General features: G+C 62.4%; 20 protein-coding genes. 8 read left to right on the top strand and 12 right to left on the bottom strand.

Features of this window, described 5'->3' with window-relative positions; all coding sequences use genetic code 11:
* Positions 1 to 93: 93 nt before the first annotated feature.
* Positions 94 to 1,440, top strand: a complete 1,347-nt coding sequence (locus tag HX839_RS24255) for a sodium:proton antiporter (RefSeq protein WP_177056044.1) — start codon at positions 94 to 96, stop codon at positions 1,438 to 1,440.
* 3 nt (positions 1,441 to 1,443) lie between these two features.
* On the opposite strand, the gene HX839_RS24260 is transcribed toward HX839_RS24255, so the two are convergent.
* From HX839_RS24260 to HX839_RS24270, 3 genes are all read right to left on the bottom strand, one after another.
* Positions 1,444 to 1,584 carry a hypothetical protein gene (locus tag HX839_RS24260; protein WP_177067801.1) on the bottom strand — a complete coding sequence of 47 codons (141 nt, stop codon included), beginning with the start codon at positions 1,582 to 1,584 and terminating at the stop codon, positions 1,444 to 1,446.
* A gap of 11 nt (positions 1,585 to 1,595) precedes the next feature.
* Positions 1,596 to 1,808, bottom strand: a complete 213-nt coding sequence (locus tag HX839_RS24265) for a hypothetical protein (RefSeq protein WP_177051709.1) — start codon at positions 1,806 to 1,808, stop codon at positions 1,596 to 1,598.
* Positions 1,809 to 1,880: 72 nt separating this feature from the next.
* Positions 1,881 to 2,426: a hypothetical protein gene (locus HX839_RS24270; RefSeq protein ID WP_003217074.1), complete on the bottom strand. Its 546-nt coding sequence runs from the start codon at positions 2,424 to 2,426 to the stop codon at positions 1,881 to 1,883.
* A 414-nt stretch (positions 2,427 to 2,840) separates the two neighbouring features.
* On the opposite strand from HX839_RS24270, the gene HX839_RS24275 reads away from it, so the two are divergent.
* Together HX839_RS24275 and HX839_RS24280 are read left to right on the top strand one after the other, a co-directional pair.
* The gene (locus tag HX839_RS24275) at positions 2,841 to 4,250 is read left to right on the top strand and encodes a circularly permuted type 2 ATP-grasp protein (protein WP_003217076.1); all 1,410 of its coding nucleotides are present in this window, start codon (positions 2,841 to 2,843) and stop codon (positions 4,248 to 4,250) included.
* A 2-nt stretch (positions 4,251 to 4,252) separates the two neighbouring features.
* Positions 4,253 to 5,203 (top strand): alpha-E domain-containing protein, encoded by a 951-nt coding sequence (locus tag HX839_RS24280; RefSeq protein ID WP_003217078.1) that lies wholly within the window; start codon positions 4,253 to 4,255, stop codon positions 5,201 to 5,203.
* 160 nt (positions 5,204 to 5,363) lie between these two features.
* Here the strand turns inward: HX839_RS24280 and msrA are convergent, their stop codons facing one another.
* The 3 genes from msrA to msrB form a co-directional block, all read right to left on the bottom strand.
* Positions 5,364 to 6,059 (bottom strand): peptide-methionine (S)-S-oxide reductase MsrA, encoded by a 696-nt coding sequence (gene msrA, locus HX839_RS24285; RefSeq protein WP_008433754.1) that lies wholly within the window; start codon positions 6,057 to 6,059, stop codon positions 5,364 to 5,366.
* Between the two features lie 145 nt (positions 6,060 to 6,204).
* On the bottom strand, positions 6,205 to 7,962 hold the full coding sequence (locus HX839_RS24290) for a cytochrome c biogenesis protein DipZ (protein ID WP_177067802.1): 1,758 nt from the start codon (positions 7,960 to 7,962) through the stop codon (positions 6,205 to 6,207).
* A 29-nt stretch (positions 7,963 to 7,991) separates the two neighbouring features.
* On the bottom strand, positions 7,992 to 8,504 hold the full coding sequence (msrB, locus tag HX839_RS24295; RefSeq protein ID WP_003217084.1) for a peptide-methionine (R)-S-oxide reductase MsrB: 513 nt from the start codon (positions 8,502 to 8,504) through the stop codon (positions 7,992 to 7,994).
* Positions 8,505 to 8,805: 301 nt separating this feature from the next.
* Here msrB and HX839_RS24300 point away from each other — a divergent pair, with 301 nt between their 5' ends.
* Together HX839_RS24300 and HX839_RS24305 are read left to right on the top strand one after the other, a co-directional pair.
* Positions 8,806 to 9,516: a response regulator transcription factor gene (locus HX839_RS24300; protein WP_003217086.1), complete on the top strand. Its 711-nt coding sequence runs from the start codon at positions 8,806 to 8,808 to the stop codon at positions 9,514 to 9,516.
* Positions 9,513 to 10,979 carry a HAMP domain-containing sensor histidine kinase gene (locus HX839_RS24305; RefSeq protein WP_003217087.1) on the top strand — a complete coding sequence of 489 codons (1,467 nt, stop codon included), beginning with the start codon at positions 9,513 to 9,515 and terminating at the stop codon, positions 10,977 to 10,979. Before HX839_RS24300 ends, HX839_RS24305 begins: the two co-directional genes overlap by 4 nt.
* Here the strand turns inward: HX839_RS24305 and HX839_RS24310 are convergent.
* Together HX839_RS24310 and HX839_RS24315 are read right to left on the bottom strand one after the other, a co-directional pair.
* Positions 10,942 to 11,883 (bottom strand): alpha/beta fold hydrolase, encoded by a 942-nt coding sequence (locus HX839_RS24310; protein ID WP_177067803.1) that lies wholly within the window; start codon positions 11,881 to 11,883, stop codon positions 10,942 to 10,944. The genes HX839_RS24305 and HX839_RS24310 overlap by 38 nt on opposite strands.
* On the bottom strand, positions 11,876 to 12,802 hold the full coding sequence (locus HX839_RS24315) for an AraC family transcriptional regulator (RefSeq protein WP_177067804.1): 927 nt from the start codon (positions 12,800 to 12,802) through the stop codon (positions 11,876 to 11,878). The genes HX839_RS24310 and HX839_RS24315 overlap by 8 nt, the downstream gene beginning before the upstream one ends.
* Positions 12,803 to 12,899: 97 nt before the next feature.
* On the opposite strand from HX839_RS24315, the gene HX839_RS24320 reads away from it, so the two are divergent.
* Both HX839_RS24320 and HX839_RS24325 read left to right on the top strand, forming a co-directional pair.
* Positions 12,900 to 13,859 carry an oxidoreductase gene (locus HX839_RS24320; RefSeq protein ID WP_177067805.1) on the top strand — a complete coding sequence of 320 codons (960 nt, stop codon included), beginning with the start codon at positions 12,900 to 12,902 and terminating at the stop codon, positions 13,857 to 13,859.
* A gap of 58 nt (positions 13,860 to 13,917) precedes the next feature.
* Entirely contained in the window at positions 13,918 to 15,126 is a 1,209-nt protein-coding gene (locus HX839_RS24325) for a serine hydrolase (protein WP_177067806.1), read from the top strand.
* Here HX839_RS24325 and HX839_RS24330 read toward each other — a convergent pair.
* Positions 15,086 to 17,374, bottom strand: a complete 2,289-nt coding sequence (locus tag HX839_RS24330; RefSeq protein WP_177067807.1) for an ATP-dependent DNA helicase — start codon at positions 17,372 to 17,374, stop codon at positions 15,086 to 15,088. The two genes, HX839_RS24325 and HX839_RS24330, sit on opposite strands and share 41 nt — an antisense overlap.
* On the bottom strand, positions 17,371 to 19,020 hold the full coding sequence (locus HX839_RS24335) for a VRR-NUC domain-containing protein (RefSeq protein ID WP_177067808.1): 1,650 nt from the start codon (positions 19,018 to 19,020) through the stop codon (positions 17,371 to 17,373). Before HX839_RS24335 ends, HX839_RS24330 begins: the two co-directional genes overlap by 4 nt.
* Before the next feature lie 188 nt (positions 19,021 to 19,208).
* On the opposite strand from HX839_RS24335, the gene HX839_RS24340 reads away from it, so the two are divergent.
* The gene (locus tag HX839_RS24340; protein ID WP_003217100.1) at positions 19,209 to 19,433 is read left to right on the top strand and encodes a YgdI/YgdR family lipoprotein; all 225 of its coding nucleotides are present in this window, start codon (positions 19,209 to 19,211) and stop codon (positions 19,431 to 19,433) included.
* A 188-nt stretch (positions 19,434 to 19,621) separates the two neighbouring features.
* Here HX839_RS24340 and HX839_RS24345 read toward each other — a convergent pair whose 3' ends face one another.
* Together HX839_RS24345 and HX839_RS24350 are read right to left on the bottom strand one after the other, a co-directional pair.
* Positions 19,622 to 21,052 (bottom strand): lipase, encoded by a 1,431-nt coding sequence (locus HX839_RS24345; RefSeq protein ID WP_177067809.1) that lies wholly within the window; start codon positions 21,050 to 21,052, stop codon positions 19,622 to 19,624.
* 179 nt (positions 21,053 to 21,231) lie between these two features.
* Complete coding sequence (locus HX839_RS24350) at positions 21,232 to 24,342, bottom strand: autotransporter serine protease (protein WP_177067810.1); 3,111 nt, start codon at positions 24,340 to 24,342, stop codon at positions 21,232 to 21,234.
* Positions 24,343 to 24,423: the final 81 nt, after the last annotated feature.

Raw genomic sequence — 24,423 nt, forward strand, 5'->3', positions numbered from 1 at the left:
CGCGCATTGCCCGAGCAGGCAACGCGCGTTTTTTGAACCTCTCTCTCCCGGCAAACCTCAAACGTTCACACAGACCATGCCCGGGACTATTCAATGACCTTCATCCTATGGATGGCCGTACTGGGCGCGGTGTTGCTCACCCTCGCCCTCACCTCCTCCTACCTGCGCTGGATGCCGGTCACCACCTCGGCGGTGTGCCTGTTGCTCGGCGTGGGTATCGGCCCGCTGGGCATGGACCTGCTGCATCTGGACATCAAGGCCTCGGCCAGTTGGATGGAACACCTGACGGAAGTCGCGGTGCTGTTTTCGCTGTTCGTCAGCGGGCTGAAACTGCGCCTGCCCCTCAAGCACCGAACCTGGCGCATTGCGTTTGGCATGGCCGGGCCGGTGATGCTCTTGACCATCCTCGGGACGTGCCTGGTGCTGCATTGGCTGCTGGGGTTGTCGTGGGGGGTTTCACTGCTGGTGGGGGCGATTCTTGCGCCCACCGACCCGGTGCTCGCGGGCCTGGTGCAGGTCAATAACGCGCAGGATTATGACGCGCTGCGCTTCGGTCTTTCCGGTGAGGCAGGCTTGAACGACGGCACGGCCTTCCCGTTCGTGATCTTTGCGCTGATTTTCATGCAGCACGGCGGGTTCGACGGTGACTGGCTGGGCGGCTGGGTGCTGAAAAACCTGCTCTGGGCCGTACCTGCCGGGTTGCTCGTGGGCTACTGGATGGGGCGTGGCATCGGTCGCGTCACCCTGAAGATGCGTATCACCAATGCCGACAGCACCCTGTCACCGAATGACTACCTGACGCTGGCCCTGATCGCCCTCGCCTATGTGGTGGCCGAAGCCATCGGCGGCTACGGCTTCCTGTCGGTATTTGCCGCCGGCCTCGGGCTGCGCCAGGCCGAGTTCAAGTCCACCGGCAACTCACAAACCCCGGCGGAACATCTGGCACAGCCGGTGGTTGGCCACATGGAAGTTGAGCCGGAGCATGCGTTGCATGGCGATGTCGGGCAACTGCAGGACACGCAGATCGCCGCCGGGGTGATGATGGGCGACATGCTCGCCTTTGGTGGGCTGGTAGAGCGTTCGATGGAAGTGTTCCTGGTGACCTTGCTGGGCGTGGTGCTGATCAGCCATTGGGACTGGCGGGCGCTGGCGGTGGGGGCGGCGCTGTTTTGCGTGATTCGCCCCCTCAGCGTGCTGTCGATACCCTGGGGCGGCTTGCTGAATCGCCATCAGCGCGGGCTGGTGGGCTGGTTCGGGATTCGCGGGATCGGCAGCATCTACTACCTGTTCTATGCCATCAACCACGGGCTGGTGGGCACCAGCAGTGCGGTCGCGGTGAACCTGACGCTGTCAGTCATTGCCCTGAGCATCGTCGTTCATGGTCTCAGCACGCAGCCGATGCTGGCGTGGTATGAACGACGTGCCCAGGCACAACAATGACGTCTACTCCTGGTTTTCAGTGTTGCCGACGTCAGCGGCATCATCCAGGTCGTTAAGCGGTACTTCGGCATCATCCATCAATGAACCCGGGTCTTCATTGCCCGGGTCATTGAGTTCACCGTCTTCGTCTATTTCAACTGACATCACCGTCTCCTCTAACCGCCTTGGGTATCGATATCGGCATCGGTTTCAGGCTTGGGCTCGCGCTCGGGCTTGAAGTCTGGACTGTAGTCGTTTTCCTTGGCCTTGGGGTCGCTGGCAGGCGTCGGGTCTTTCGGCGCGTCGGCCGCGGTGCCGGGGGCCGGTTCGCCGCGGTCGATGGCGGGATCGTTACGGTTGCTGGTTTGCGGGTCGTTGTCTGTGCTCATGGCTCACCTCTGTTGGAAAACGCAGACTGCGTAAAGGTAAGGTCCCGTGCGGGTCGGTGAAGTTCCAATTGCTTATGAGCCGGGATTGTCCACCTGGATGTAAAACGCGTAGGCCCCCAGCATCACCCAGAACACCATGAACAGCCAGGGCGCGCGCATCGAGAACAACAGCGACTTGCGATAGCCCTTGTGGGACGACTCCATCTCACTGAACAGTGGCGACTCATCGTAGGCCAGGCCCATCACCGGCTCGCTGCGCAGCAGTTCGCTCTGCTTGTAATGCCAGTGGTCGATGATTTCGTAGGCCGCCCGAATCCCCGGCCAGGCGTTGAGGGAACTGAGAATGCCCAGGGTCGCCAGGAACACGGGCACCACCAGGGTGAACAGCTTGCCCCATTCGGGGTTCAGGTTGCCCATGCCGGACACGAAGGCGATCACCAGGAATGACTGGGCCGTGAGGTAGGCGTCGGTGCGGTTGGCCAGGATGCTGGTTTCGTACTGGATTTCACGCCGGTAAAAGTCGAGACGGTCCTTGGGCGAACCGAAAATCTTAGCGTTGTGTTCGCTGTGGTCGGTCAGGCTCGATTCCGGGGTGTCGGGTGAGATGATTCTGGGCACATCCGTGCTCCGTGCTGGCATTTGAAGCAGTTTAGAAGAACCGGGCTGGTGCAAAGTTCAAGTAATCAGTGCACCGTTTTGAGGCGATAGGGCCGCATCGGTGGCGCGGGAGCTTGGTGCCGCTGGACCGGGACAGCGCTTCGGTGCGCAGCGGTCTGGTTCCTTTTTGGGGCCGCTGCGCAGCCCAGCGGGAGCAAGCTCCCTCGCCACCAGGTGGATGGCACAGGCATTGCTTTAGTCCTTTATCTGCCCGGATACAGGAGCAATCGTTACCCCCCGACCCAGAGCCCACCCCCAAAAGAAAGTAAGGACCAGGCCTGCTGGCACCATCAGCCACGGGCTCATAAAAAAATGCGTTTTCTAAAGCGGCAGTGCCAAAGCGCAGTTAGTCCCGGCACTGACAAGGTAATTGGAATGGCTCGATCTTTCTTTGATGAAATGAATGACGCACAAGGCGTTTGCCGTGCGCATTATCAGGAATTCTCCCGCTGGCTGGCCAACACGCCGCCAGAACTGCTGGCCCAGCGCCGCCGTGAAGCCGACCTGCTGTTTCACCGCGCCGGGATCACCTTCACCCTGTATGGCGACGAGCAAGACACCGAGCGCCTGATCCCCTTCGATATCATCCCCCGCAGCATCCCCGCCAGTGAGTGGAGTGTCATCGAGCGCGGCTGTATCCAGCGGGTGAATGCGCTGAACATGTTCCTTGCCGACATCTACCACGACCAACGCATCATCAAGGCCGGGATCATTCCCGCCGATCAGGTGCTGGGCAACGAGGGTTACCAGAAGGCCATGGTCGGCCTGGACCTGCACCGCGATATCTATTCGCACATCTCCGGGGTCGACCTGGTGCGCGATGGCGACGGCACCTACTACGTGCTCGAAGACAACCTGCGTACCCCCAGCGGCGTGAGCTACATGCTCGAAGACCGCAAGATGATGATGCGCCTGTTCCCCGAGGTGTTCGCCAAGCAACGCATCGCCCCGGTGGACCACTATCCCAACCTGCTGCTCAAGACCCTGAAAAGCTCCAGCCGCCTGGACAACCCGAATGTGGTGGTGCTGACGCCGGGCCGGTTTAACAGCGCGTTCTTCGAGCATGCATTCCTGGCCCGGGAAATGGGCGTGGAGCTGGTGGAAGGCGCCGACCTGTTCGTGCACGACCTCAAGGTGTTCATGCGTACCACCGACGGCCCCAAGGCCGTGGATGTGATCTACCGCCGCATCGACGATGCCTTCCTCGATCCGCAGGCTTTCAACCCCGATTCGATGCTCGGCGTGCCCGGCCTGGTCGCGGCGTACTGCGCGGGCAACGTAGTGCTGGCGAATGCGATCGGCACCGGCGTGGCGGACGACAAGTCGATCTACCCGTACGTGCCGGAAATGATCCGGTTCTACCTGGATGAAGAGCCGGTCCTGCAAAACGTGCCGACCTTTCAGTGCCGCAAGCCGGATGAGCTGTCCCACGTACTGGCGCACCTGCCGGAACTGGTGGTCAAGGAAACCCAGGGTTCCGGCGGCTACGGCATGCTGGTGGGCCCGGCGTCCAGCGCGGCCGAGATCGAGGACTTCCGCCAGCGTATCAAGGCCCGCCCTCACGCCTACATCGCCCAACCGACCTTGAGCCTGTCCACTTGCCCGACGTTTGTCGAAAACGGCATCGCGCCGCGGCATATCGACCTGCGACCGTTCGTGCTCTCGGGCAAGGAAACCCGCCTGGTGCCCGGTGGCTTGACCCGCGTGGCGCTGCGCGAAGGCTCATTGATCGTCAACTCGTCGCAAGGCGGCGGAACCAAGGACACCTGGGTGGTGGAGGGCTGAGTATGCTGAGTAGAACCGCCGCAGATCTGTATTGGATGTCCCGTTACCTGGAGCGTGCCGAGAACCTGGCGCGCATGCTGGAAGTCAGTTATTCGCTGTCGTTGATGCCCCAGGCCGGGCGCAGTGACGGGCTGGACGAGTTGGCCATGTCGCTGCTCAGCAGCGGCACCCTGGACAGTTACCTTGAGCGCCATCAGCAACTGGACGCCGAGCGCATGCTGCACTTCTTCGCCCTCGACGAGGAAAACCCCGCCAGTATCTACAACTGCCTGCGGGCTGCACGGGGTAATGCCCATGCGGTGCGGGGACGGATCACGGCTGATATGTGGGAAAACCTCAACGCCACCTGGCTGGAGATGCGCAGTATTGCGGCCGGCGGGTTGGCGCGGCATGGCATCAGCCACTTTTGTGACTGGGTGAAGCAGCGCTCGCACCTGTTTCGTGGGGCGACGTCCGGGACGATCATGCGTAACGATGCGTATCGGTTTATTCGGCTGGGGACGTTTGTCGAGCGGGCGGATAACACGTTGCGGTTGCTGGACGCGCGGTATGAAATGTTTGGGGAAGAGTCCGAGGAAGTCAGCGACCTTTCGGCACGCGGGTATTACCAGTGGAGCGCGTTGTTGCGGGCGCTGTCGTCGTTTGAGGCGTATACCGAGCTGTACCCGAATGCGCTGAATGCGCGGTCGGTGTCGGAGTTGTTGCTGTTGCGCAGTGATGTGCCGCGCTCGTTGCATGCGTGTATCGAGGAGTTGAGCCATATCCTGGCGGACCTGCCTGGGAGTTATGGGCGTACGGCCCAGCGTTTGGCGGCGGAGTTTGAGGCGCGGCTGAGGTATACGGGGATTGATGAGATTCTGGAGGATGGGCTGCATAGCCGGTTGACGGATTTTATCGACACCGTGCGGGAGTTGGCGCGGGCGATTCATAGCTCCTACCTTGAAGTCGTCTGATAATCGTTCCCACGCTGATCGTTCCCACGCTCCGCGTGGGAATGAATCCGGTGACGCTCCGCGTCACGACTTCAAGAGCCGACGCAGAGCGCCCTGGCGGCGTTCCCACGCAGAGCGTGGGAACGATCGTCGATCGTCGAGAGTGGGAACGATCATAGGTCTACTGGTTTTTCACCAGTACCGGTTCTGCGCGGTACTGCTCAGGGAACAATTTTTTCAGCTGGGCGACCTTTGGCAGGTCGTTGATCACGATGTAGGGGTACGACGGGTTTTCGGTCAGGAAGTCCTGGTGATAGGACTCCGCCGGGTAGAAGGCTTTGCCCATCTCGATCTTGGTCACGATCGGCTTGTCGAAGGCTTTCGCGGCGTCGAGCTGGGCGATGTAGGCCTGGGCGACTTTTTGCTGTTCGGCGTTCTGGGCAAAGATCGCCGAGCGGTACTGGGTGCCGCTGTCCGGGCCCTGGCGGTTGAGTTCCGTGGGGTTGTGAGCGACCGAGAAGTAGATCTGCAGCAGCTTGCCGTAGCTGACCTTGCTTGGGTCGTAGGTCACGGCGACGGACTCGGCGTGGCCGGTATCGCCGCCGCTGACGCTTTCGTACTGCGCGGTGCTCGCCGCGCCGCCGTCATAGCCGGAGACGGCGTTTTTCACCCCTTGTACATGCTGGAACACACCCTGCACGCCCCAGAAGCAGCCGCCGGCGAAGACCGCGGTTTGCAGGTTGTTCGCGTCTGCCGGCAGGTCCATGGCCGGCGGCGCGATGGCCACGGCGTCGTCGGACGGGCCGAAGGAGAACGCCGAGCTGTGGCCGACAAAGGCGGCGAACGCCAGGGCCGGTAAGTACTTAAGCAGTTTCATCTCAGTCACTCCGAAACATCAGGATAAATGCGGTCAACTGTGGGAGCTGGCTTGCCTGCGATTGAGGTGGTGAATTCAAGATCGCTATCGCAGGCAAGCCAGCTCCTACATTGATCGGGTTAACCATGCAAAATTTCGCTATGGGTTAGCCGAAGGTGAAGGCATAGGCCGCCACTTGCGGGTCCAGGAACTCGATGGTGAAGGTCCGGTCCTTGACCGCGCCCGGCTGGCGCACCAGTTGATACAAGCGTTGTTCGGTCACGGTGCCGCTGCCATCCGGTGCGACGTCGGTGCCGTGGGCATCCCCCGGCGCCTGGCCGTCGATGCTGACCTTGAAGCGCACCGGCTTGCCGTCGGCGCCCGGGCCCAGCACCAGGTGCAGGTCACGGGCGTGGAAGCGGTAGACGATCTTGCCGTTGGTCGCTGCGAGGGTGGCTTGCTGGCCGCCGACGTTCCATGGGCCTTCCAGGGTCCAGTTGTTCAAGGCCAGGTTGCCGGCTGCCGGGTAGTTCACCACCTTGTCGGTGCCCAGGGTGCCGGTGGTCACGAAGTTCTCGGCGCGCTGGAAGCCCAGGTAGGTTTCCGGCGACTGCACTTCGTTCATGTCCGGTGCGGCCTGGATGCCCTTGGCATCGGCTTCGATCAAGCCGCCCGCCACCTTGGTAGCGCCCGCCTCACGCAGCAGTTGCTGGATCACTCGCTCGGACTCGGCGTAGTCACCCTCGCCAAAATGGTGATAGCGGATCTGGCCCTTGGCATCGGCAAAGTAATGCGCCGGCCAGTACTGGTTGTTGAAGGCGCGCCAGATCTTGTAGTTGTTGTCGATGGCCACCGGGTAAGTGATGCCCAGGTCCTTCATGGCCTTGGTGACGTTGTTCACGTCGCGTTCGAAGGCGAATTCCGGAGCGTGCACACCGATCACCACCAGGCCCTGGTCGCGGTATTTCTCGGCCCAGGCCTTGACGTACGGCAAGGTGCGCAGGCAGTTGATGCAGGAGTAGGTCCAGAAATCCACCAGCACCACCTTGCCTTTCAACGCCTCGGCAGTCAGTGGCTCGGAGTTGAGCCATTGCACGGCACCGTCCAGCGGCGGCAACTGGCCTTCCACTGGCAGCGTGTCACTGCGGTTGGCGGCCATCATCGCGCCGCCGGCCATCATCGCCCCGCTCTTCTGTTCAGGCTTGGCGCTGAGTTTCTCCACCAGGCTTTGTTCCAGGCCACCGGTTGACGCCGTCGACAGGCGCGCCAGGATCCCGGTGTCCAGGCCCAGGGCGATGGCCGCCACACCGGCCAACATCAGGGCGCCGAGCCCACGACGCAGCCATTCACCAGCGCCCAGCGAACGCTTCATGAAACCGAAGACTTTACCGCCGACCAGCAGCGCCAAGGCCAGGGAGGTGGCAGCCCCTGCCGCGTAGGCCAGCAAGAGCAAGGTAGTGCCGATACTGGCGCCCTGCAGCGCGGCGCCCGTCAGCACCAGCCCGAGGATGGGCCCGGCGCACGGCGCCCACAGCAGCCCGGTGGCCACGCCGATCAGGAACGATGCGCCCGGACGCGGCCGCGAATCGGCCCCGGCGGCTTCCGACAGGCGACTGCCCGCGGCCACCAGCGGCCGGGTCAGGCGCTCGGACAGGCTTGGCAGCAGCAGCGTCAGCCCGAATAGCGCAACAAACAGCAACGCGAGCCAGCGACCGTACTGATTGACTTGCACCACCCAACCGCCGCCCACCGCCGCGAGCGAGGCGACCAGGGCGAAGGTCATCGCCATCCCCAGCAGCAGCGGCAAGCCACTGCGCAAAAACGGCTGCCCGGTGCGAGCGAAGACAAAAGGCAGAACCGGCAGGATGCAGGGACTGACAATCGTCAGCACGCCGCCCAGATATGCGAGAACCAAAAGCCACATGGGGTAGACCCTTATAGGAAGACATTGAATTAAGTCGCGGTGAACGTCATGGCTGCGCCATTCATGCAGTAGCGCAGGCCGGTGGGTGCCGGGCCGTCATCGAACACGTGGCCCTGATGACCGCCGCAGCGGCGGCAGTGGATTTCCTTGCGTACCACGCCGAAGGAGGTGTCGACGTGGCTGGCCACGGCGTTTTCCAGGGGTTGCCAGAAGCTGGGCCAGCCGGTGTGGCTTTCGAATTTGGTGGCTGAGGCGTACAGGGGCAACGCGCAACCGGCGCAGGCGAAGGTGCCGTTGCGGTGTTCGCTGTTGAGGGCGCTGCTGTAGGGGCGTTCGGTGCCCTCCTCCCGCAGGATCGCGTACTGCTCGGCGGTCAACAGGGTGCGCCATTCGGCGTCGGTGTGGCTGACTTCGAAATGTTCGGCGGCTTCAGCTTCGGCGATCAGGGCGGGACCGGCGTTGATTTTTTGCAGCAGGCCACCGGCGATTACCGCGAGGCCGAGGCCGCCGCCGGCGAGCAGGATCTGTCGACGTGAATACATGAGTTGCTCCTCACACAAGTGCGGATGGCTGGCGAAGCCCCTATGGCTGATAAACAAACTGTGGCGAGGGAGCTTGCTCCCGCTGGAGTGCGCAGCGCTCCCGGCTTTTTTGGGGCCGCTGCGCGACCCAGCGGGAGCAAGCTCCCTCGCCACAATGAGGGGGGCGTACTTTTGCCGTTGCGATGAGTAAGGTTAGGCCCGGGGTGGTCGCGGAATCCTCACGCAGAGTTAAACAATTCGTGATAACTACACTGTTGCAAAAGCCGCACAATGCGCGAATCAAGAAGACAGGTTTTTATCAATGGATCAGCCTAAACGTGTCCTGGTGGTCGAGGACGATGCCCATATTGCCGATTTGATCTGCCTGCACCTGCGGGACGAGCAGTTCGAAGTGGTTCACAGTGCCGATGGTGACGAAGGCCTGCGCCTGCTGGAGCAAGGCGGCTGGGATGCGTTGATCCTTGACCTGATGCTGCCCGGCGTCGACGGCCTGGAGATCTGCCGGCGGGCCCGGGCGATGACGCGCTACACGCCGATCATTATCACCAGTGCCCGCTCCAGCGAGTTGCATCGCATCCTCGGCCTGGAACTGGGAGCGGATGACTACCTGGCCAAGCCGTTTTCCATGCCGGAGCTGGTGGCGCGGGTCAAGGCGCTGCTGCGCCGGGTCGACGCCATGGCGCGCAACTTGAAGATGGACGCCGGCAGCCTCGACCTCGGCCAGTTGTTCATCAACCCGCTGACCCGTGACGCCACCCTGCAAGGCCAGCGGCTGGACCTCACGCCCCGGGAATTCGACCTGCTGTACTTTTTCGCCCGCCAACCGGGCAAGGTATTCTCGCGCATGGACCTGCTCAACGCCGTGTGGGGCTACAGCCACGAAGGTTACGAACACACCGTCAACACCCATATCAACCGCCTGCGGGCCAAGGTCGAGGCCGATCCGGCCAACCCGGCGCGCATCCTCACGGTGTGGGGCCGTGGCTACAAGTTTGCCGAGCAATCGGCATGAGGCTGACCCTTACCCAGCGCCTGTCCCTGGTGTTCGCGCTGTTGCTGCTGATTTGCAGCGGCACGTCGGCCTGGCTGCAAGTGCGCTCCAACCACATGCATGAACTGGAAGTGGTGCAAGGCCTGTCCCGCGACCTCGCCGCGCACATCGCCCGGGATACGCAGTTGATGGACGCCGACGGTCTCAAGCCGGACGCGGTGCGCAACCTGTTCAGCCAGTTGATGCTGGTAAACCCGAGTGTCGAGGTGTACCTGCTGGACATTAACGGGCGTGTGGTCGGCAACGCTGCGCCCAGCGGCCACCTGCGCCGCGACCAGGTCAACCTGGAGCCGGTGCGCCGTTTCCTCAGCGGCGCGATGCTGCCGATCCTCGGCGACGACCCACGCAGCGTCGACGGCCTCAAGGTGTTCAGCGCCGCGCCGCTGCGGGTCAACGGCCAGCAGGCCGGCTACCTGTATGTAGTGCTGCTGGGCGAAGCCCATGATGTGTTCGACGCCCGGGATGCCACCGGCATGGCACTGAACATCGCCCTGTGGTCCATCGCCCTGGTGGCATTGTTGTGCTTGCTCGCGGGTTTGACCGCGTTCGCCTGGATCACCCGGCCCTTGCGGCAACTGACCGAGAAGGTCGGCCAGTTCGATATCAACGGCGCACCGAAAGTCCCGCAGGCCGTGGCGCCCGAGGTTGCCAGCCAGGATGAAATAGCCGTGCTCGACCACGCCTTCGTGCAGATGGAGAACCGCCTGGGTGAACAGTGGCGCGCCATCACCCACCAAGAGCAGGAACGCCGGGAGATGGTCGCGAATATTTCCCATGACCTGCGCACACCGCTGGCCTCCTTGCATGGCTACCTGGAAACCCTGTCCCTGAAAGACGCCAGCCTGACCCCGCAGGAACGCCGGCGTTACCTGGGCATCGCCCTCGACCAGAGCCGCAAGGTCGGCGGGCTGGCCCAGTCGCTGCTGGAACTGGTACGCCTGGAACACGGGTTTGTGCAGCCGGTCATCGAAGGCTTTTCGTTACCCGACCTGGTGCAGGACATTTTCCAGAAGTTTGAACTGACCGCGGAAGCCCGGGCGATCACCCTCACCGCCAGCCTGCCACCGGTGGTGCCAACCGTATTGGCCGACCTGGGCCTGATCGAACGGGTACTCACCAACCTGCTGGATAACGCCCTGCGCCATACCCCGCCCAATGGCGAAGTTGAAGTGACCCTGGCCCCCAAGTCCGGTTTTGTTGAAGTCACGGTGAGCGACAGCGGCCCCGGGATTTCGGCGGATCTGCGCGAAGGTCTGTTCCTGCGCGCCTTCACCATTGGTGGGGCTCGACGCGATGGCGGCCTGGGCTTGCGCATCGTGCACCGGATCCTGCAACTGCACGGTCAGGAAATCCGCCTGATCGATGTGCCAGGACGCGGCGCGACGTTCACGTTCGCCCTAGAAACCCGAGCAGCAGTTCGTTGACCTTGGGCCCCTGCTCGTTCTGAATCCAGTGGCCGCAGTTGGGCAGGACGCTTTGTTGCAGGTTCGGCACGACGTCGGGCATGCGCTTGAGGGTGTGGGCTTCGAACACGCCGACCGGGTCGCGGTCACCGATCAGGAACAGCGTCGGCTGCAGCACCTGCCTGCCGGCGAGGAACTCGGTGCGCTGCCAGTTGCGTTCGAAGTTGCGGTACCAGTTCAACGGGCCGCGAAAGCCGTCATTGGCGAAGGTCTGAACATACACGTCGAGGTCCTGCTGGCTGCACCAGGCCGGGAGCGTACCGGGCAGCGGCATACCTTCCAGCAGCTTCGCGCTGGCGGGTTTCTTCTGCAGGAAAACGTCCTGGTCCTGCATGAACAGCCGTAATGTCCGCTCGATATCGGCATCCAGTTCCTTTTCAGCCACGCCCGGGGCCTGGAAGTACAGGATGTAATTGAAGCGATCGGCGTACAGCTCGCGCATGATCTCGATCACCGGCCTGCGGGAGCGTCCGGCGAACGGTACCGACATCGTCACCAACTGGCTGACGCGCTCTGGCTCGAGCAACGCCAGGTGCCAGGCCACCACGGCGCCCCAGTCATGGCCAATCATGACGACCCGGCGATGCCCGAACAGGTCCATGGCGCCCTGGATATCGGCGCACAGGGTCAGCAGGTCATAGTCGGCCACTTCCGGCGGCGCGCTGGATTGTCCATAGCCGCGCATTTCCGGGACAAACACCCGATAACCCTGGGCCACCAGCGCCGGAATCTGCTCGCGCCAGGAGTGCCAGCACTCGGGAAACCCATGCAGCAACCACACCGGCGGGCCGCTCTCGGGGCCGGCGATGTGCACGTTCAACTCAATGCCGTTGACCTTGACCTTCTGCTGCTGGGTTTCACTCATCACTGGGTTCCTTGTGTGGGGTTCGCTCGCGGTATTCCCGGGGAGAACAAGCCATCACGCGCTTGAAAGCATTGCTGAAAGCGCTGTCTGACTGATAACCCAGGGACTGGCCGATCGTGGACACGCTGTTGTCGCTGGCTTTCAAGGCCTGTACCGCCAGGTGCATACGCCAGCGGGTCAGGTATTCCTGCGGTGCCAGCCCTACCCGTTGCTTGAAGTGCAAGGCGAAGGTGGAGCGGGATTGACTCGCCAGGCCGGCCATTTCACTCAATGTCCAGCGCCGGGCGGGCGCTGCGTGAATTTCCCGCAGCACCGGGGCCAGCCTTGGATCCGTCAAGGCTCCCAGCCAGCCTGTGGTATGGGTGCCCATGGAAGATTGATAGAGCCGCAGGATTTGCACCAGCATCATTTGCGCCAAATGCTCGGTCATCAGCGCCGCTCCCTGCAACGGGCTGGCGTATTCCCGGGCCAGGCGATCCAGGCACCAACGCAACACGGCGGCCTGTTCGGAGTTGGCACTCACCCGCAACACCGGCGGCAGGCTGTCCAGCAACAACCGGGCGTCATCCCCGTAGATAAATCGTCCGCCGATCAAGAACAGATCCACCGTGGCACCCACCGTGGCGATGCCTCCCAGCGCATCGGCATACACCTCACGTGCATCGAGTCCTTCAGGGCACAGATTGCTGGACAGCCTCCACGGGCGTGCCTGGGTCAACAGGAAACAATCTCCCTCATACAAGCGTATCGGTACTGCCAGCCCTTCCACTTCCAGCCAGCAACTGCCCTCCACCACCGCGTTGAACTTGATGCCATCCGGCGCCGCAAAGTCAATGGCCCAGGTGCCCCCAGCCTTCAGGCCGGCGAAGGTCGAGCGATGGCTTTTTAACAGTGCCAGCACATCGGAAAGGGTATCCATAAAAGCTCCGGACGATCGCGACAGAAACACGGACTCTAGGGCATTCCGCGTCCGGGCTCCAGCGAGAGACTCTAGGCCTCCCATAAGGAGATCTTTCATGGCTGACAAACAAACCCCAATTGGCAGCGGCTTCGATGCCGGCACTACCGCCCAGCAAGCCTTGGCGGGCAGCGATTTGCGAGGCAAGACGGTGATTGTCACCGGTGGCTACTCCGGCATTGGCCTGGAAACGGTTCGCGTGTTGGTCGACGCGGGTGCGCAGGTGATCGTTCCCGCGCGGGATCCTGAAAAGGCCGAACGCAACCTCTCGGGCATCATCGGTGTTGAACACGCCAGCCTGGATTTACTCGACCCGATTTCCATCGACCGTTTTGCCGAAAACTTCCTCGCCAGCGACCGGGCATTGAACCTTCTGATCAATAGCGCCGGAATCATGGCCACACGACTGCAACGGGATACGCGAGGTTTCGAAGCGCAGTTCGCCACCAACCACCTGGGCCACTTCCAGCTAACCGCGCGGTTGTGGCCGGCGCTGCGTGAGGCTAATGGCGCACGAGTGGTTTCGGTATCATCCCTCGGCCATCGTCTCAGCCCTGTGCATTTCGATGACCCGCAATTTGAACACCGCCCCTATGACAAGTGGCTCGCCTACGGCCAATCAAAAACCGCCAACGCACTGTTCGCGGTAGCACTGGACCGACGAGGTAAAGCGGAGGGTGTGCGCGCATTTTCCGTGCACCCGGGGGAAATCCTCACCGACTTGATCCGTTATCTGGACAAGGACGACCTGGCCTTCGTCGGAGCCCTCGATGATCAGGGCAATATCCGCAGCGCCAGTCACTACAAGAGCCCCGAGCAAGGCGCCGCGACCTCGGTGTGGTGCGCTGTCAGCCCGCAACTGGAGGGCATGGGCGGACTCTACTGCGAAGATTGCGATGTGGCCGCTTCGTCGCAGGATGACACCAGCCGTAACGGCGTATGGCCCTGGGCTGTCGACCCGGAGCAGGCCGAACGCTTATGGGCAGTGAGTCAGCAGTTGTGCAATGTCACGTTGTAGTCCGGGACCCCAGCGTTCATATTTGGCAGTCATGCACTGTCAATGAGCGACCTGAACCATGCAGCCTCCTGCCAGATACCTCGTGCCCCTTGCCGCCTCCCTTTGCGCCACCCTCGCCTGCGCCGACAGCCACGACCCACTGCTCGCCAAGCGCGTGGATGCGGTGGTCGACAGCGCCATTGCCGACAATCGCCTGGTGGGCACCGTGGTGCTGGTGCTGCGGGACGGGCAGCTGGTTTATCACCGTGCTGCCGGCTTGGCGGACCGCGAAGACGGGCGCCCGATGACAGAGGACACGATCTTTCGCCTGGCATCGGTGACCAAACCGCTGGTATCCGCCGCCGCGATGCACCTGGTGGAACAAGGTCGCTTGGGCCTGGACGATCCGGTCAGCCGCTGGCTGCCCGACTTCAATCCCAAGCTGGCGGATGGCACCATCCCGGTGATCACCGTCAGCCAGTTGCTTAACCACACAGCCGGCCTGAGCTATGGATTCCTGGAAAGTACCCATGGCCCTTACCGCACCGCCGGGGTTTCCGATGGTTTGGGTGAGCCCGAGATCAGCTTTGCCGAGAATCTCAAGCGTATCGCGAGCGTGCCCCTGAGTTACCCGCCGGGCACCGGCTGGCAGTATTCGATGGCCACCGATGTGCTGGGTGCGGTGCTGGAAAAGGCGTCCGGCCAGAGCCTGCCGGCATTGCTCCGCGACTCGGTGACCGAACCACTGGGGCTAAGCGATACCGGGTTTTCCGTGACGGATATAAAACGCCTGTCCGCCGCCTATCAGGATGGCTCGCCACAGCCGTTGCGCATGGTCGACAAGGCCACGATCACCTCGGGCAACAGCACCGCGCTGTTTGATGTGCGGCGGATTCTCGATCCCCAGGCCTACCCTTCCGGCGGCGCAGGCATGGCCGGGACGGCAGGTGATATTGCGCGGTTCCTGGAAACCATTCGCCGGGGCGGCGCTCCGATCCTGTCGGCACACAGCGTGCAGTTGATGGTCACCGATTCGGTCGGCGCCAAGGCGCAAACCCAGGACCCGGGCTGGGGGTTCGGTTATGGCTGGGCGGTGCTGGATGACCCGGCGTTGACAGGCACACCGCAATCCCGGGGCACCTTTGAATGGGGCGGCGCCTACGGTCACAGCTGGTTTGTCGACCCGCAGCAGAAGCTTACGGTGGTGGCACTGACCAATACGGCTTACGAAGGCATGTCCGGCCTGTTCACCCACCAGTTGCGGGATGCGGTGTATCCGCCGCAGTGATCGACCACCAGCGCGGCAATAACTGCCGCACCCGCGCTTCGCCAAACCGGTCATCAATCAGCATTACCACCCCTCGGTCCTGCTGGCTGCGGATCACCCGGCCCGCGGCTTGCACCACCTTCTGGATGCCCGGATAAAGGTAGGTGTAGTCATAACCGGCGCCGAAAATCGCGCCCATCCGCAGCTTGAGCTGCTCGTTCACCGGGTTGAGTTGCGCCAGGCCCAGGGTGGCGATAAACGCGCCGATCAGCCGGGTCCCCGGCAGGTCGATGCCTTCGCCGAATGCCCCGCCGAGCACGGCGAAACCGATGCCCTGACTGTGCTGGGTGAACTGGTCGAGAAATGCCTGGCGTTCAGCCTCGGCCATGCCCCGTGACTGCTGCCACAGCGGGATGCGCGGGTGCCGCTCGGCAAGCAAATGCGCCACTTGCTGCAGATAATCAAAACTGCTGAAAAACGCCAGGTAGTTGCCCGGCGCCTGGGCAAACTGCGCTGCAATCAGCTCGACGATGGGCTCCAGGGACGCCTGGCGATGCACAAACCGGGTGGAGATCCGGTCGACGATATGCACCCGCAGCTGCTCGGCCTTGAACGGTGATTCCACATCCACCCAGGCCGTGTCGAGCGGCATTCCCAGCAAGTCCGCGTAGTAGTGCCGCGGGCTCAGGGTTGCGGAAAACAACACGCTGCTGCGGGCCGCTGTCAGCCGGGGCCGAATGAATTCGGCGGGCACCACGTTGCGCAGGCACAGGTTTGATGAACTGCGCTTGCCGCTGAGTTCGCGTTTGCTGATGTCGAAAATGAAGTGTTCGTTGAACAGCTCGGCGACCTTGGCAAACTGCAACGCCTCGAAGTAGAAGGCTTGCAGTTCGCCATTGAGTGCTTCGGGATGGTCGTTGAAATATTCACCCATGGCGCTGGTGCACAGGCTCAGCGCCTGCAGCAGTTTGTCGGGTTTCTGGGCGTAGGCCTGATAAGGCGCCACTTGCTCCTTGTGCAGGGCATTCCACTCACGGTTCAGGCGCTGGAGCGGCTTTTTCAGCGGCTCGGGTGCGATCTCGCGCAGGGTCTTGAGCGTGTACTGGTCGAGGGCCGCGCTGTACATCGAGCGGCCACGCTCCACCAGGTTGTGGGCTTCGTCCACCAGCACCGCGACGCGCCACTGGTTGAGCTGGGCCAGGCCGAACAGCATGGCGCCGAAGTCGAAGTAATAGTTGTAGTCGGCGACCACCACGTCGGCCCAGCGTGCCATTTCCTGGCTCAGGTAATAGGGGCAGACGTCATGGGCCAAGGCGACTTCCCGCAGGTTGCGCTGGTCCAGCAGGCGCACGCGGGAAGCAGCTTCGCGGGCCGCCGGCAAGCGGTCATAAAAACCCTTCGCCAGTGGGCAGGAGTCGCCGTGGCAGGCTTTGTCCAGGTGTTCGCAGGCCTTGTCCCGCGCCACCAGCTCCAGCACCCGCAATGGCAGATCGGGGCTGCTGTCATACAGCACCTGCGCCGCATCCAGCGCGAGTTTGCGGCCCGGGGTCTTGGCGGTCAGGAAGAACACCTTGTCCAGCTGTTGTGGCGCCATGGCCTTGAGCATCGGGAAAATCGTGCCGACGGTCTTGCCAATCCCGGTAGGCGCCTGGGCCATCAGGCAGCGGCCGGTGCTGACCGCCTTGTAGACCGTTTCCGCCAGGGCGCGCTGGCCCGGGCGAAACGCCGCATGGGGAAAGCCCAGGGCAACCGCTGCGGCATTGCGGGCTTCGCGCTGGTGCATTTCCTGTTCGGCCCAGCCGAGGAACAGGGCGCATTGCTGCACGAAGAATGCCTGCAGGTCGTCAGCCTGAAACCGTTGGCTGAGCAGCGTCTCGTGCTCGCCGACAATGTCGAAGTACACCAGCGCCAGGACAATCTCCGACAACCCGAGCTTCTGACACATCAACCAGCCGTAGACCTTGACCTGTGCCCAGTGCAGTTGCCGGTGGTTGGCCGGTTGTTTGTCCAGGTCGCCGCGATAGGTTTTCACCTCTTCCAGCTGGTTGCGGTCCGGGTCGTAGCCATCCGCCCTGCCTCGGACTTTCAACTGCTGGTATTCGCCCTCCAGCGCGACTTCATTCTGGTAATGGGCGCTGCGCCGCGAGGCCACGGTGCGGTGGCCGACAATCCCTTCCTGGGCACTGGGAGACGGGGTAAAGCGCAGGTCGAGGTCGCCGACCTTGGCGGTGAATTCACATAATGCACGCACCGCGACGCTGTAGCTCAAGCGGCCTGCCCCGCCCAGCGCACATAACACACAGTGACGGGCATCTGGTGTTCGCCGCAGAACTCCAGCCAGCGCAGCTGGTTGTCCTGCAGGCGATCACCGGGGCCTTTGACTTCGATCATGCGGTAGGTTTTTTCTTCGGGCCAGAACTGGATCAGGTCGGGCATGCCGGCGCGGTTGGCGCGGATATCCAGCAGCAGGCGTTCGAACCAGTGGCGCAGGTGCGCCGCTGGCAGGCAGTCGAGGGCCTGATCGAGCAGTTCTTCGCTGAGCACGTTCCAGAACACGAAGGGTGACTGGATGCCCCATTTGTCTACATAACGCTGGCGAATGGTGTGCTTGTAGCGCCCATCGTCCAGTTGGCCCAGGCACTCGGCGAACAGCTCGGCGCGCCGCAGATGAAAATCCTCGCTGTGCAGGTCTACCGGCCCGCGCTGGAACGGGTGGAAAAACGACCCCGGCAACGGCGCGAAAATCGCCGGCCAGCACAGCAGGCCAAACAGCGAATTGATCAGGCTGTTCTCGACGTAATGCACGGGTGCACCATGGTCGCTGAGGTGCGCCTGTACGCAATACTCCACCGACATCATCGGTTCCGGGGCCGGCAGTTCGAGGTCCAAGCGCACGATCTCGCGGGGTTTTGCCTTGGGCTGCGCCGGCTCGCCGAGCTTGCGTCGCAGCCTGGGTATCACGCGCAGCAAGTGCTGCTGTTCGGCAGCGCTTTCCGGGGCCTGTTGCGCCTCACGGGCCAGCCCCATCGCCTGGGCAAAATCCTCCTGGCGCTCCAGCACCCGGATCAGCCGCGCCCGTGCGCCGGGATAGGTGCAGCCCCGGTAGATAGCTTCCGCCAGGGCCAACTCGGCGCTGCGCTCACAATACTGGCCCACCTGGAACAACAGCTTGGCTCGACGTTTCTCCAGCCAGGGGTTGTCGGTATGCAAGGTAGCGATTTGTTCCAGCACGCCATCGAGTGCCTCGCCCGCTTCAAAGGCCTGCTGGCACTGATGCAGGAACAGGAAGCCGTGCACATCGTCACGGCTGCGCAAACCGCGGGATTCGGCGCAGAATTCGACTTTCTCGTAGGTAAAGATGCCCAGGTCCGCCAGCACAAATTCCGACCAGTCCTGATAGAGATTACCGAAGAACATCAGGCGCAGGCGGTCGCACAGTTCCATCACGGTGAGGCTGTAAAGCTGATCGGCCAGGTCCGGGCACCAGTGCTGGAAGTGACGCAGTTCACAAAACTGCGTTGACAGCGTTTCCAGCCAGTCCGCCTTCCTGGCCTTGGGTTGCTCGATCCAGGGTTTGAACGCCGCCAGGATTTCCGCTTTCTGCAACAGGCCGAACAACTCGCCGAACGACAACAGGCATTGATCCGTCACCCAACCCTGTTCCAGCAAAGGCACAACCGCCTCGTGCACCGCGCCGATCTCGACATAGTTGAGCTTGCCCGCCCGGAAATGCGCGCCCTTGCGCATCACCATGCGTACCAGTAACGCCTGGGATGCCTGCGGCAAGCTGTCAAATTGCTGAATGAAATGCTCTTCGTCCGGGGCCAGCAAATCGGCATAACGCTGCCCCAACCAGGCGAGCACTTGGCGGAAGTTATGCAGGTAATAGAGCGGATCTTCTAGGGGATTGGACATTTCAGGCACTGGATCAACCACTGTTTATGCATACAGAGTGCCGTCCCTGACCGACTGTTGCAATCAGTAATAGATCAAAGGCACACGCAACTTTTTGCGTAATAATGATCAGATGGCTGTCAGCCACATTAAATGAGTCTCCCCCGACCGCTCAGGTGCGGGGTTTTCGAAGGATCAGGGTAAGGGTTATGAGCATGAAGAATTTGGGTCTGGCGGTGGGTATGTTGACGTTGCTGGTATTGGCCGGTTGCTCCACGCAGACGGTGGTGACGTTGCAGAACGGCACTCAATACCTGACCAAGGACGTGCCCAACGCGAAAACGGCCGATGGCTTCTACGAATTCACCGATATCGCCGGCAAGCATATTCGCGTCAAGGCCGATGACGTCGCGACCGTGATGAAGGAGAAATAAAAAGTGGGAGCCCGTCGGCTCCCACTTTTCTTTGCAATGATCGTTCCCACGTTCTACGTGGGAATGCATCCCGTGACGCTCCGCGTCACCACTGCGCAAGACATGAACCGTGGGTTGGCCGTTGGACGCAGAGCGTCCGGGGCGGCGTTCCCACGCAGAGCGTGGGAACGATCAATCCGTGGCGCTACTTAGCCGATGGAAACCCCATCGCCCCAAACCCCGGCGAGCCCAACGCCAACCAGCGTCACCGAGTCCGCGCCAAAACTCAGCACGGTATCGCCCCCCACCACCTTGGCGTGGTCATGCCAGTCCGCACTGCCCTCCACGTCCCGGAACACCAGCTTGTCGGTCGGCTGATAACCAATCACCCGGTCCTGCCCAAACTGCCCACCGAACAGAAAGGTGTTATGCCCGCTGTTGTCGCGGATCGTGTCATTGCCCTTGCCGCCCTCGATGAAATCCACACCCTTGCCACCCTGGATCAAGTCATCGCCATCACTGCCGATGATGAACGTGTTGCCCTTGTGCGGCTCGGCATTGCGGTTGAGGTCCTGCACCCAGGTATTGGCCCGGGCCGGGTCCGACAGGTTGGCCACGATAATCGTCGAGTCCCGGCTGGTCAGGTCGTAGAACTGCGAGTCCAGGATCCGCGTCATGCCATCCCCATACCCGGTGGGCAAATGAGAAAGCCAGGTGGGAACATTGACGATGGAAAACGGCAGGACATTCCACAGCGTCGACGCGTAGTGATCGTTGAAGCTGACGATATTGTCCGTGGTCGACTCATGGGGCTTGTCGTGCACGCCCAGTGAGGAGAAGTTGAACGACGAGCCGTCCAGCGCGCGAAACACCGGGTCGTTTTCATAACCGATGTTCAGCACCTTGTCGCCGGCACTCTGGGTTGGCGAGGCATAAGCCACATAGTTGGAGTCCTTGTAGAACCCCGACCATTTATTGCCGCTCAGGTCGGCCATGCTGTTGACCGCCAGGCCACCCAGGCTATGACCGCTGACCACCACGTCCTTGCCCGTCAGGCCATGACTGCCGGCATACGCCGCGACATCCTTGAGCAAGGTGCCGAAGGCTTCGCCGGCGTAGTTTTTCGCGTAGTCCTTGGGCCCCAGCGCCGCCAGCAGGTCACTGACCAGATCGCCGATGGAGTCGCTGATCAAGGTTTCCCGAGGCCCCGAAGTCCCGCGAAAACCAACGCCGATTTCCAGCAGCTTGCCGTCGCCATCGTACTTGCCCAGCACTTCCACCTGCGCGGTGGTGTAGCCGGGCTTTTCACCGAAGAACGTGCCCCGGGCGTCCACCTTGCCGCCGTAGCCCAGGGTACTGGCGCTGATGGGCGTCCAGCCGGCCTTGTTGACCGCCTCGAGGGCGGCTTTTTCCGAGTCGGGGTTCCAGGGAATCCCTGGAATAACCCCCTGTGAATCGGTGCTGCCCAGCAGCGCCCCCACCAGAGTGGCGGGCAGCCCCAGGCCAAAACCGTTGTGCTGGTAACCCACGGCAAAGCCGTTGTCCAGGTTGTGATAGGAGTACAGCGTGATCGCCATGGCATCGGCGAACAACGCTTTGGAGCCCTCGGTGCCGAGGTTTTTATAGTCGAAAACACCCATGGTATTGCCTCTCTTTTGTTGGAATTGTCGAGAAAGCCGAATCTGCACAAATGGACGATTGGAACCGGATCAATGTGGGAGCGGGCTTGCTCGCGAAGGCGGTGTGCCAGTCGGTGGATGGGTTGACTGATCCACCGCTTTCGCTAGCAAGCCCGCTCCCACATTTCCAACTGCGGTGTTTAGAAAGCCCAGTCCAGGCTCAAACCCACCCCATGGACTTTCTCCTTGCTGGCCAGCAGGCCGTTGTAATCCAGATTCACCTTCGCATCCTTGCTCAGCGCCAGGCTGACCCGCGCCCCCACCAATGCCGCATCACGCACCATCGACGAACTCTCCACAGTGAACGAAGGGCCGCCCGAGGCAAACGCCAGGTGCCGCTCGGAATCGACGCTGCTCAGGTTGTGCTGCCAACCCAGGGTGCCGGAAAGCTCCAGTTGCTGATGGTCATTGATATTCAAGGTTTTCAGCGCTCGAGCACCCAGGGTACTCAACACCACATCGCGGCTGTCATCCCGGCCCTTCAAGGCCGCCGCATCACCCTTCTCGGTAAACCCATCGGCATCCAGATGCACGTACGCCAGGTTGGCGAACGGTTCCAGGGCCAGGGGTTGCAGGTTCAGGCGATACGCCGCTTCGGTAAACACCTGGGTACTGCGGGCATCCACCTTGGCTTTCTGCTTGCCGGCGACTTCACCGTATTGCAGCTCGCGCTTCACATCGGCGCGGTGCCAGCTGTAGGTCGCACCACCGCTCAAGCGCAAGGCACCGATTTCATGCCCGGCATACGCACCCAGGTGATAGCTGTCCACCGATGCCCGGGAATGGGTGTCGCTGCCCATGTTCAGCGATGTATCGCTGTACCCCGCCACCAGGCCTACACGGGTGTCTTCATCCAACGCGCCGTCCACACCCGCCAGCATGCCGCCGATGGAGGTGGTGTAGCCCGCCGTATCGCTGCCGCTGTCGGTCTTGCCCCAGGCGCCCAACGCCTTGACCCAGACGTTGCCACGGCTGTCGACGGTCTGGCTCGATGCGCCCATTGCCCCTTGCTGCAAACGCTCGCCCACGGCTTCGCGCAGGTAGCGGTTGTCATTGACCAATGCGGTTTCCAGCGCCGGGTAGATTTCCCCGGACAGCTGCTGGAATGCACCCTGGGCCGAAGCCGCATTCGGCGCCAGCAACAGGCTTTCGTACACGGCGTTGCCCGCGCCCAACTGCTCGGCAGCAGCGGCCACCGAACGTTGGTTCGGGGTGGCGGCCACACTGGCAAAGGTGTTGGCATTGCGCCCCACATCCAGCTGCACGCCGTCGGCGGCGTAGTTCAGGGTGCCGCCGATAAACAGATAGTTGGGCAGCACCGAACCGAAGCTGCCGGTAATCCCGCCTGCAGCCTGCAGGATGTTGTACTGGCGACCGATCAGGCTTTCGGCCTGGGTCTGGGTCAGCAGCGTCGGGCTGTTTTCCAGGGCCAGGGTCACCGTGCCGCCGCTGAGGGTGGCCTTGCCACCGGCGACGATGCGATCACTGTTGGTGGCCGACAACTCCACCGCATAGGTGGAGCCCGCCGCGAAGCTCACATCCCCGGCCACGTTCAGGGTGCCGATGGAATTGCCCGGCGCCACGGTACCGCCGCTGTTCGCTGTCAGCGAACCAATGCGCCCTGAACCGCCCACTACGCCGCTGCTGCTGACGGTAACGTCGGAGGTGATCGAGCCATTGATCGCCAGCAACCCTTGGTTGACCAGGGTCGGGCCGCTGTAGGTGTTGGTGCCGGTCAGTACCAGCGCGCCAATGCCCTGCTTGGTCAGGCCGCCATGCCCGGAGATATCGTTGCTCCACACATCCAGCCCGCAATGCACGTCGGTGCACGTGCGCTGGGTCGGTTTGCCGGCATCCACCACGGCGCCAATTCCTGGCAGGTCCGCGACAAACTGGCCGGAGCCGTAGGCGCCGTCGATACGAAACTCCGCCGGGATATCCTCAGCCGTCACAAACATCCCCGGGCCGTTGATGGCCTTGCCCAGGTTGATCATGCCCCAACCGTACAGCGAGTCGATGCCCGGTGCGCCGAGGTCGGTCGCGGTGGTTTTCAGCAGCGTGGAGATCTGGTCGCCGCTCATGTACGGGAAGCGCTCCATCAACACCGCTGCACTGCCGGCCACATGCGGCGCGGCCATGGAGGTGCCGTTGAAATTGGCGTAGTCGGTGGTCAGGTTTTCCAGGGAGGTGCCGTTGATCACCGAGCTGTAGATCTTGGTGCCAGGGGCCGCGACGCAAAAGCTGGCGGCATACCCGCAGCGCGAGGAAAACGTACTGATCACGTAAGGATCGGAACTGGCGGTGTCGGGATTCTGTTGCAAGGCCGCCACCGACAGCCAGTTGGGTGCAATCTCCGGCACGAAGTACGCCAGGCCCGAGATCGCATCCGGGTTGTTGCGGTTGTAGTCGTTGCCGGCGGCAAAGATCGTCAGCACGCCGCTGCGGGCCGCATCAATGGCGCCCTGATAAGCGCCACCTGCGATCGTCCCAAGGATCGGCCGAATGTTATTGAACTGGGCCTGGGCTTCATTGACCGTGAAGTTGGGGAATGCCGGATCTCGGCCGCCCTTGGCGTACTGGTCACCGATGCCGATGCCCCAGCTGTTGTTGATAATGCGTGCGCCGCTGGCCACCAGCGCGTCCCAACCGGCTTTGTAGACCGCACCGTCGTTGCCCAGGATGATCCCGTCTTCGGGGCCCGGGTCACCGTTTTCGGCGCTGATGATCTGCGCATCGAACGCCACGCCGTGCATTGGCCCACCGTCGCGGTTACCCGCAGCGATCCCGCCTACGTGGGTGCCGTGATTGCCGAGCTTGCCGTTGGAACCCAGGGAAGGCGTGCCGTCGTAGCGAAACGCGTCCCCGGCTTTCACCGGGATGTACGGGTCGGTGTATTGGCGAATGCCTTCGGTCACGAGCGTGACCACTTTGCCGGGGCTGGCGAATTCCGGATGCTGGGCATACACCGGCTGGTCGAAGATCCCCAGCTTCACGCCCTTGCCTGTGTAGCCGGCGGCGTAGGCGGCGTCTGCATGCACGGCGCCCAGGCCCCAATCGGCCTTGAATTCATTACTGCGCCAACTGGCAGCATCTCCCAGTTTTCCGGTTTCCACGTAGGGTGCGGCCTGGGCGGTACCCAGGCTGGCCAGGCAACACAGCAACGCGCCGTATGGCACGCAGCTCAGGGCCTTGAGCGGGTAGCCCGGGCCTGTTGGGATGGCGGATTGAAACCCTCGTTTTGTTTTTTTCACGGTGACCTTCCTTAGTTTTTATTGCACTTGTATAAATCACGTTTCTCCCAAGCGTCGCCGACCCCATGTGGGAGCGGGCTT

This window comes from Pseudomonas sp. I8001, assembly GCF_013385345.1.
Taxonomy (GTDB): Bacteria; Pseudomonadota; Gammaproteobacteria; order Pseudomonadales; family Pseudomonadaceae; genus Aquipseudomonas.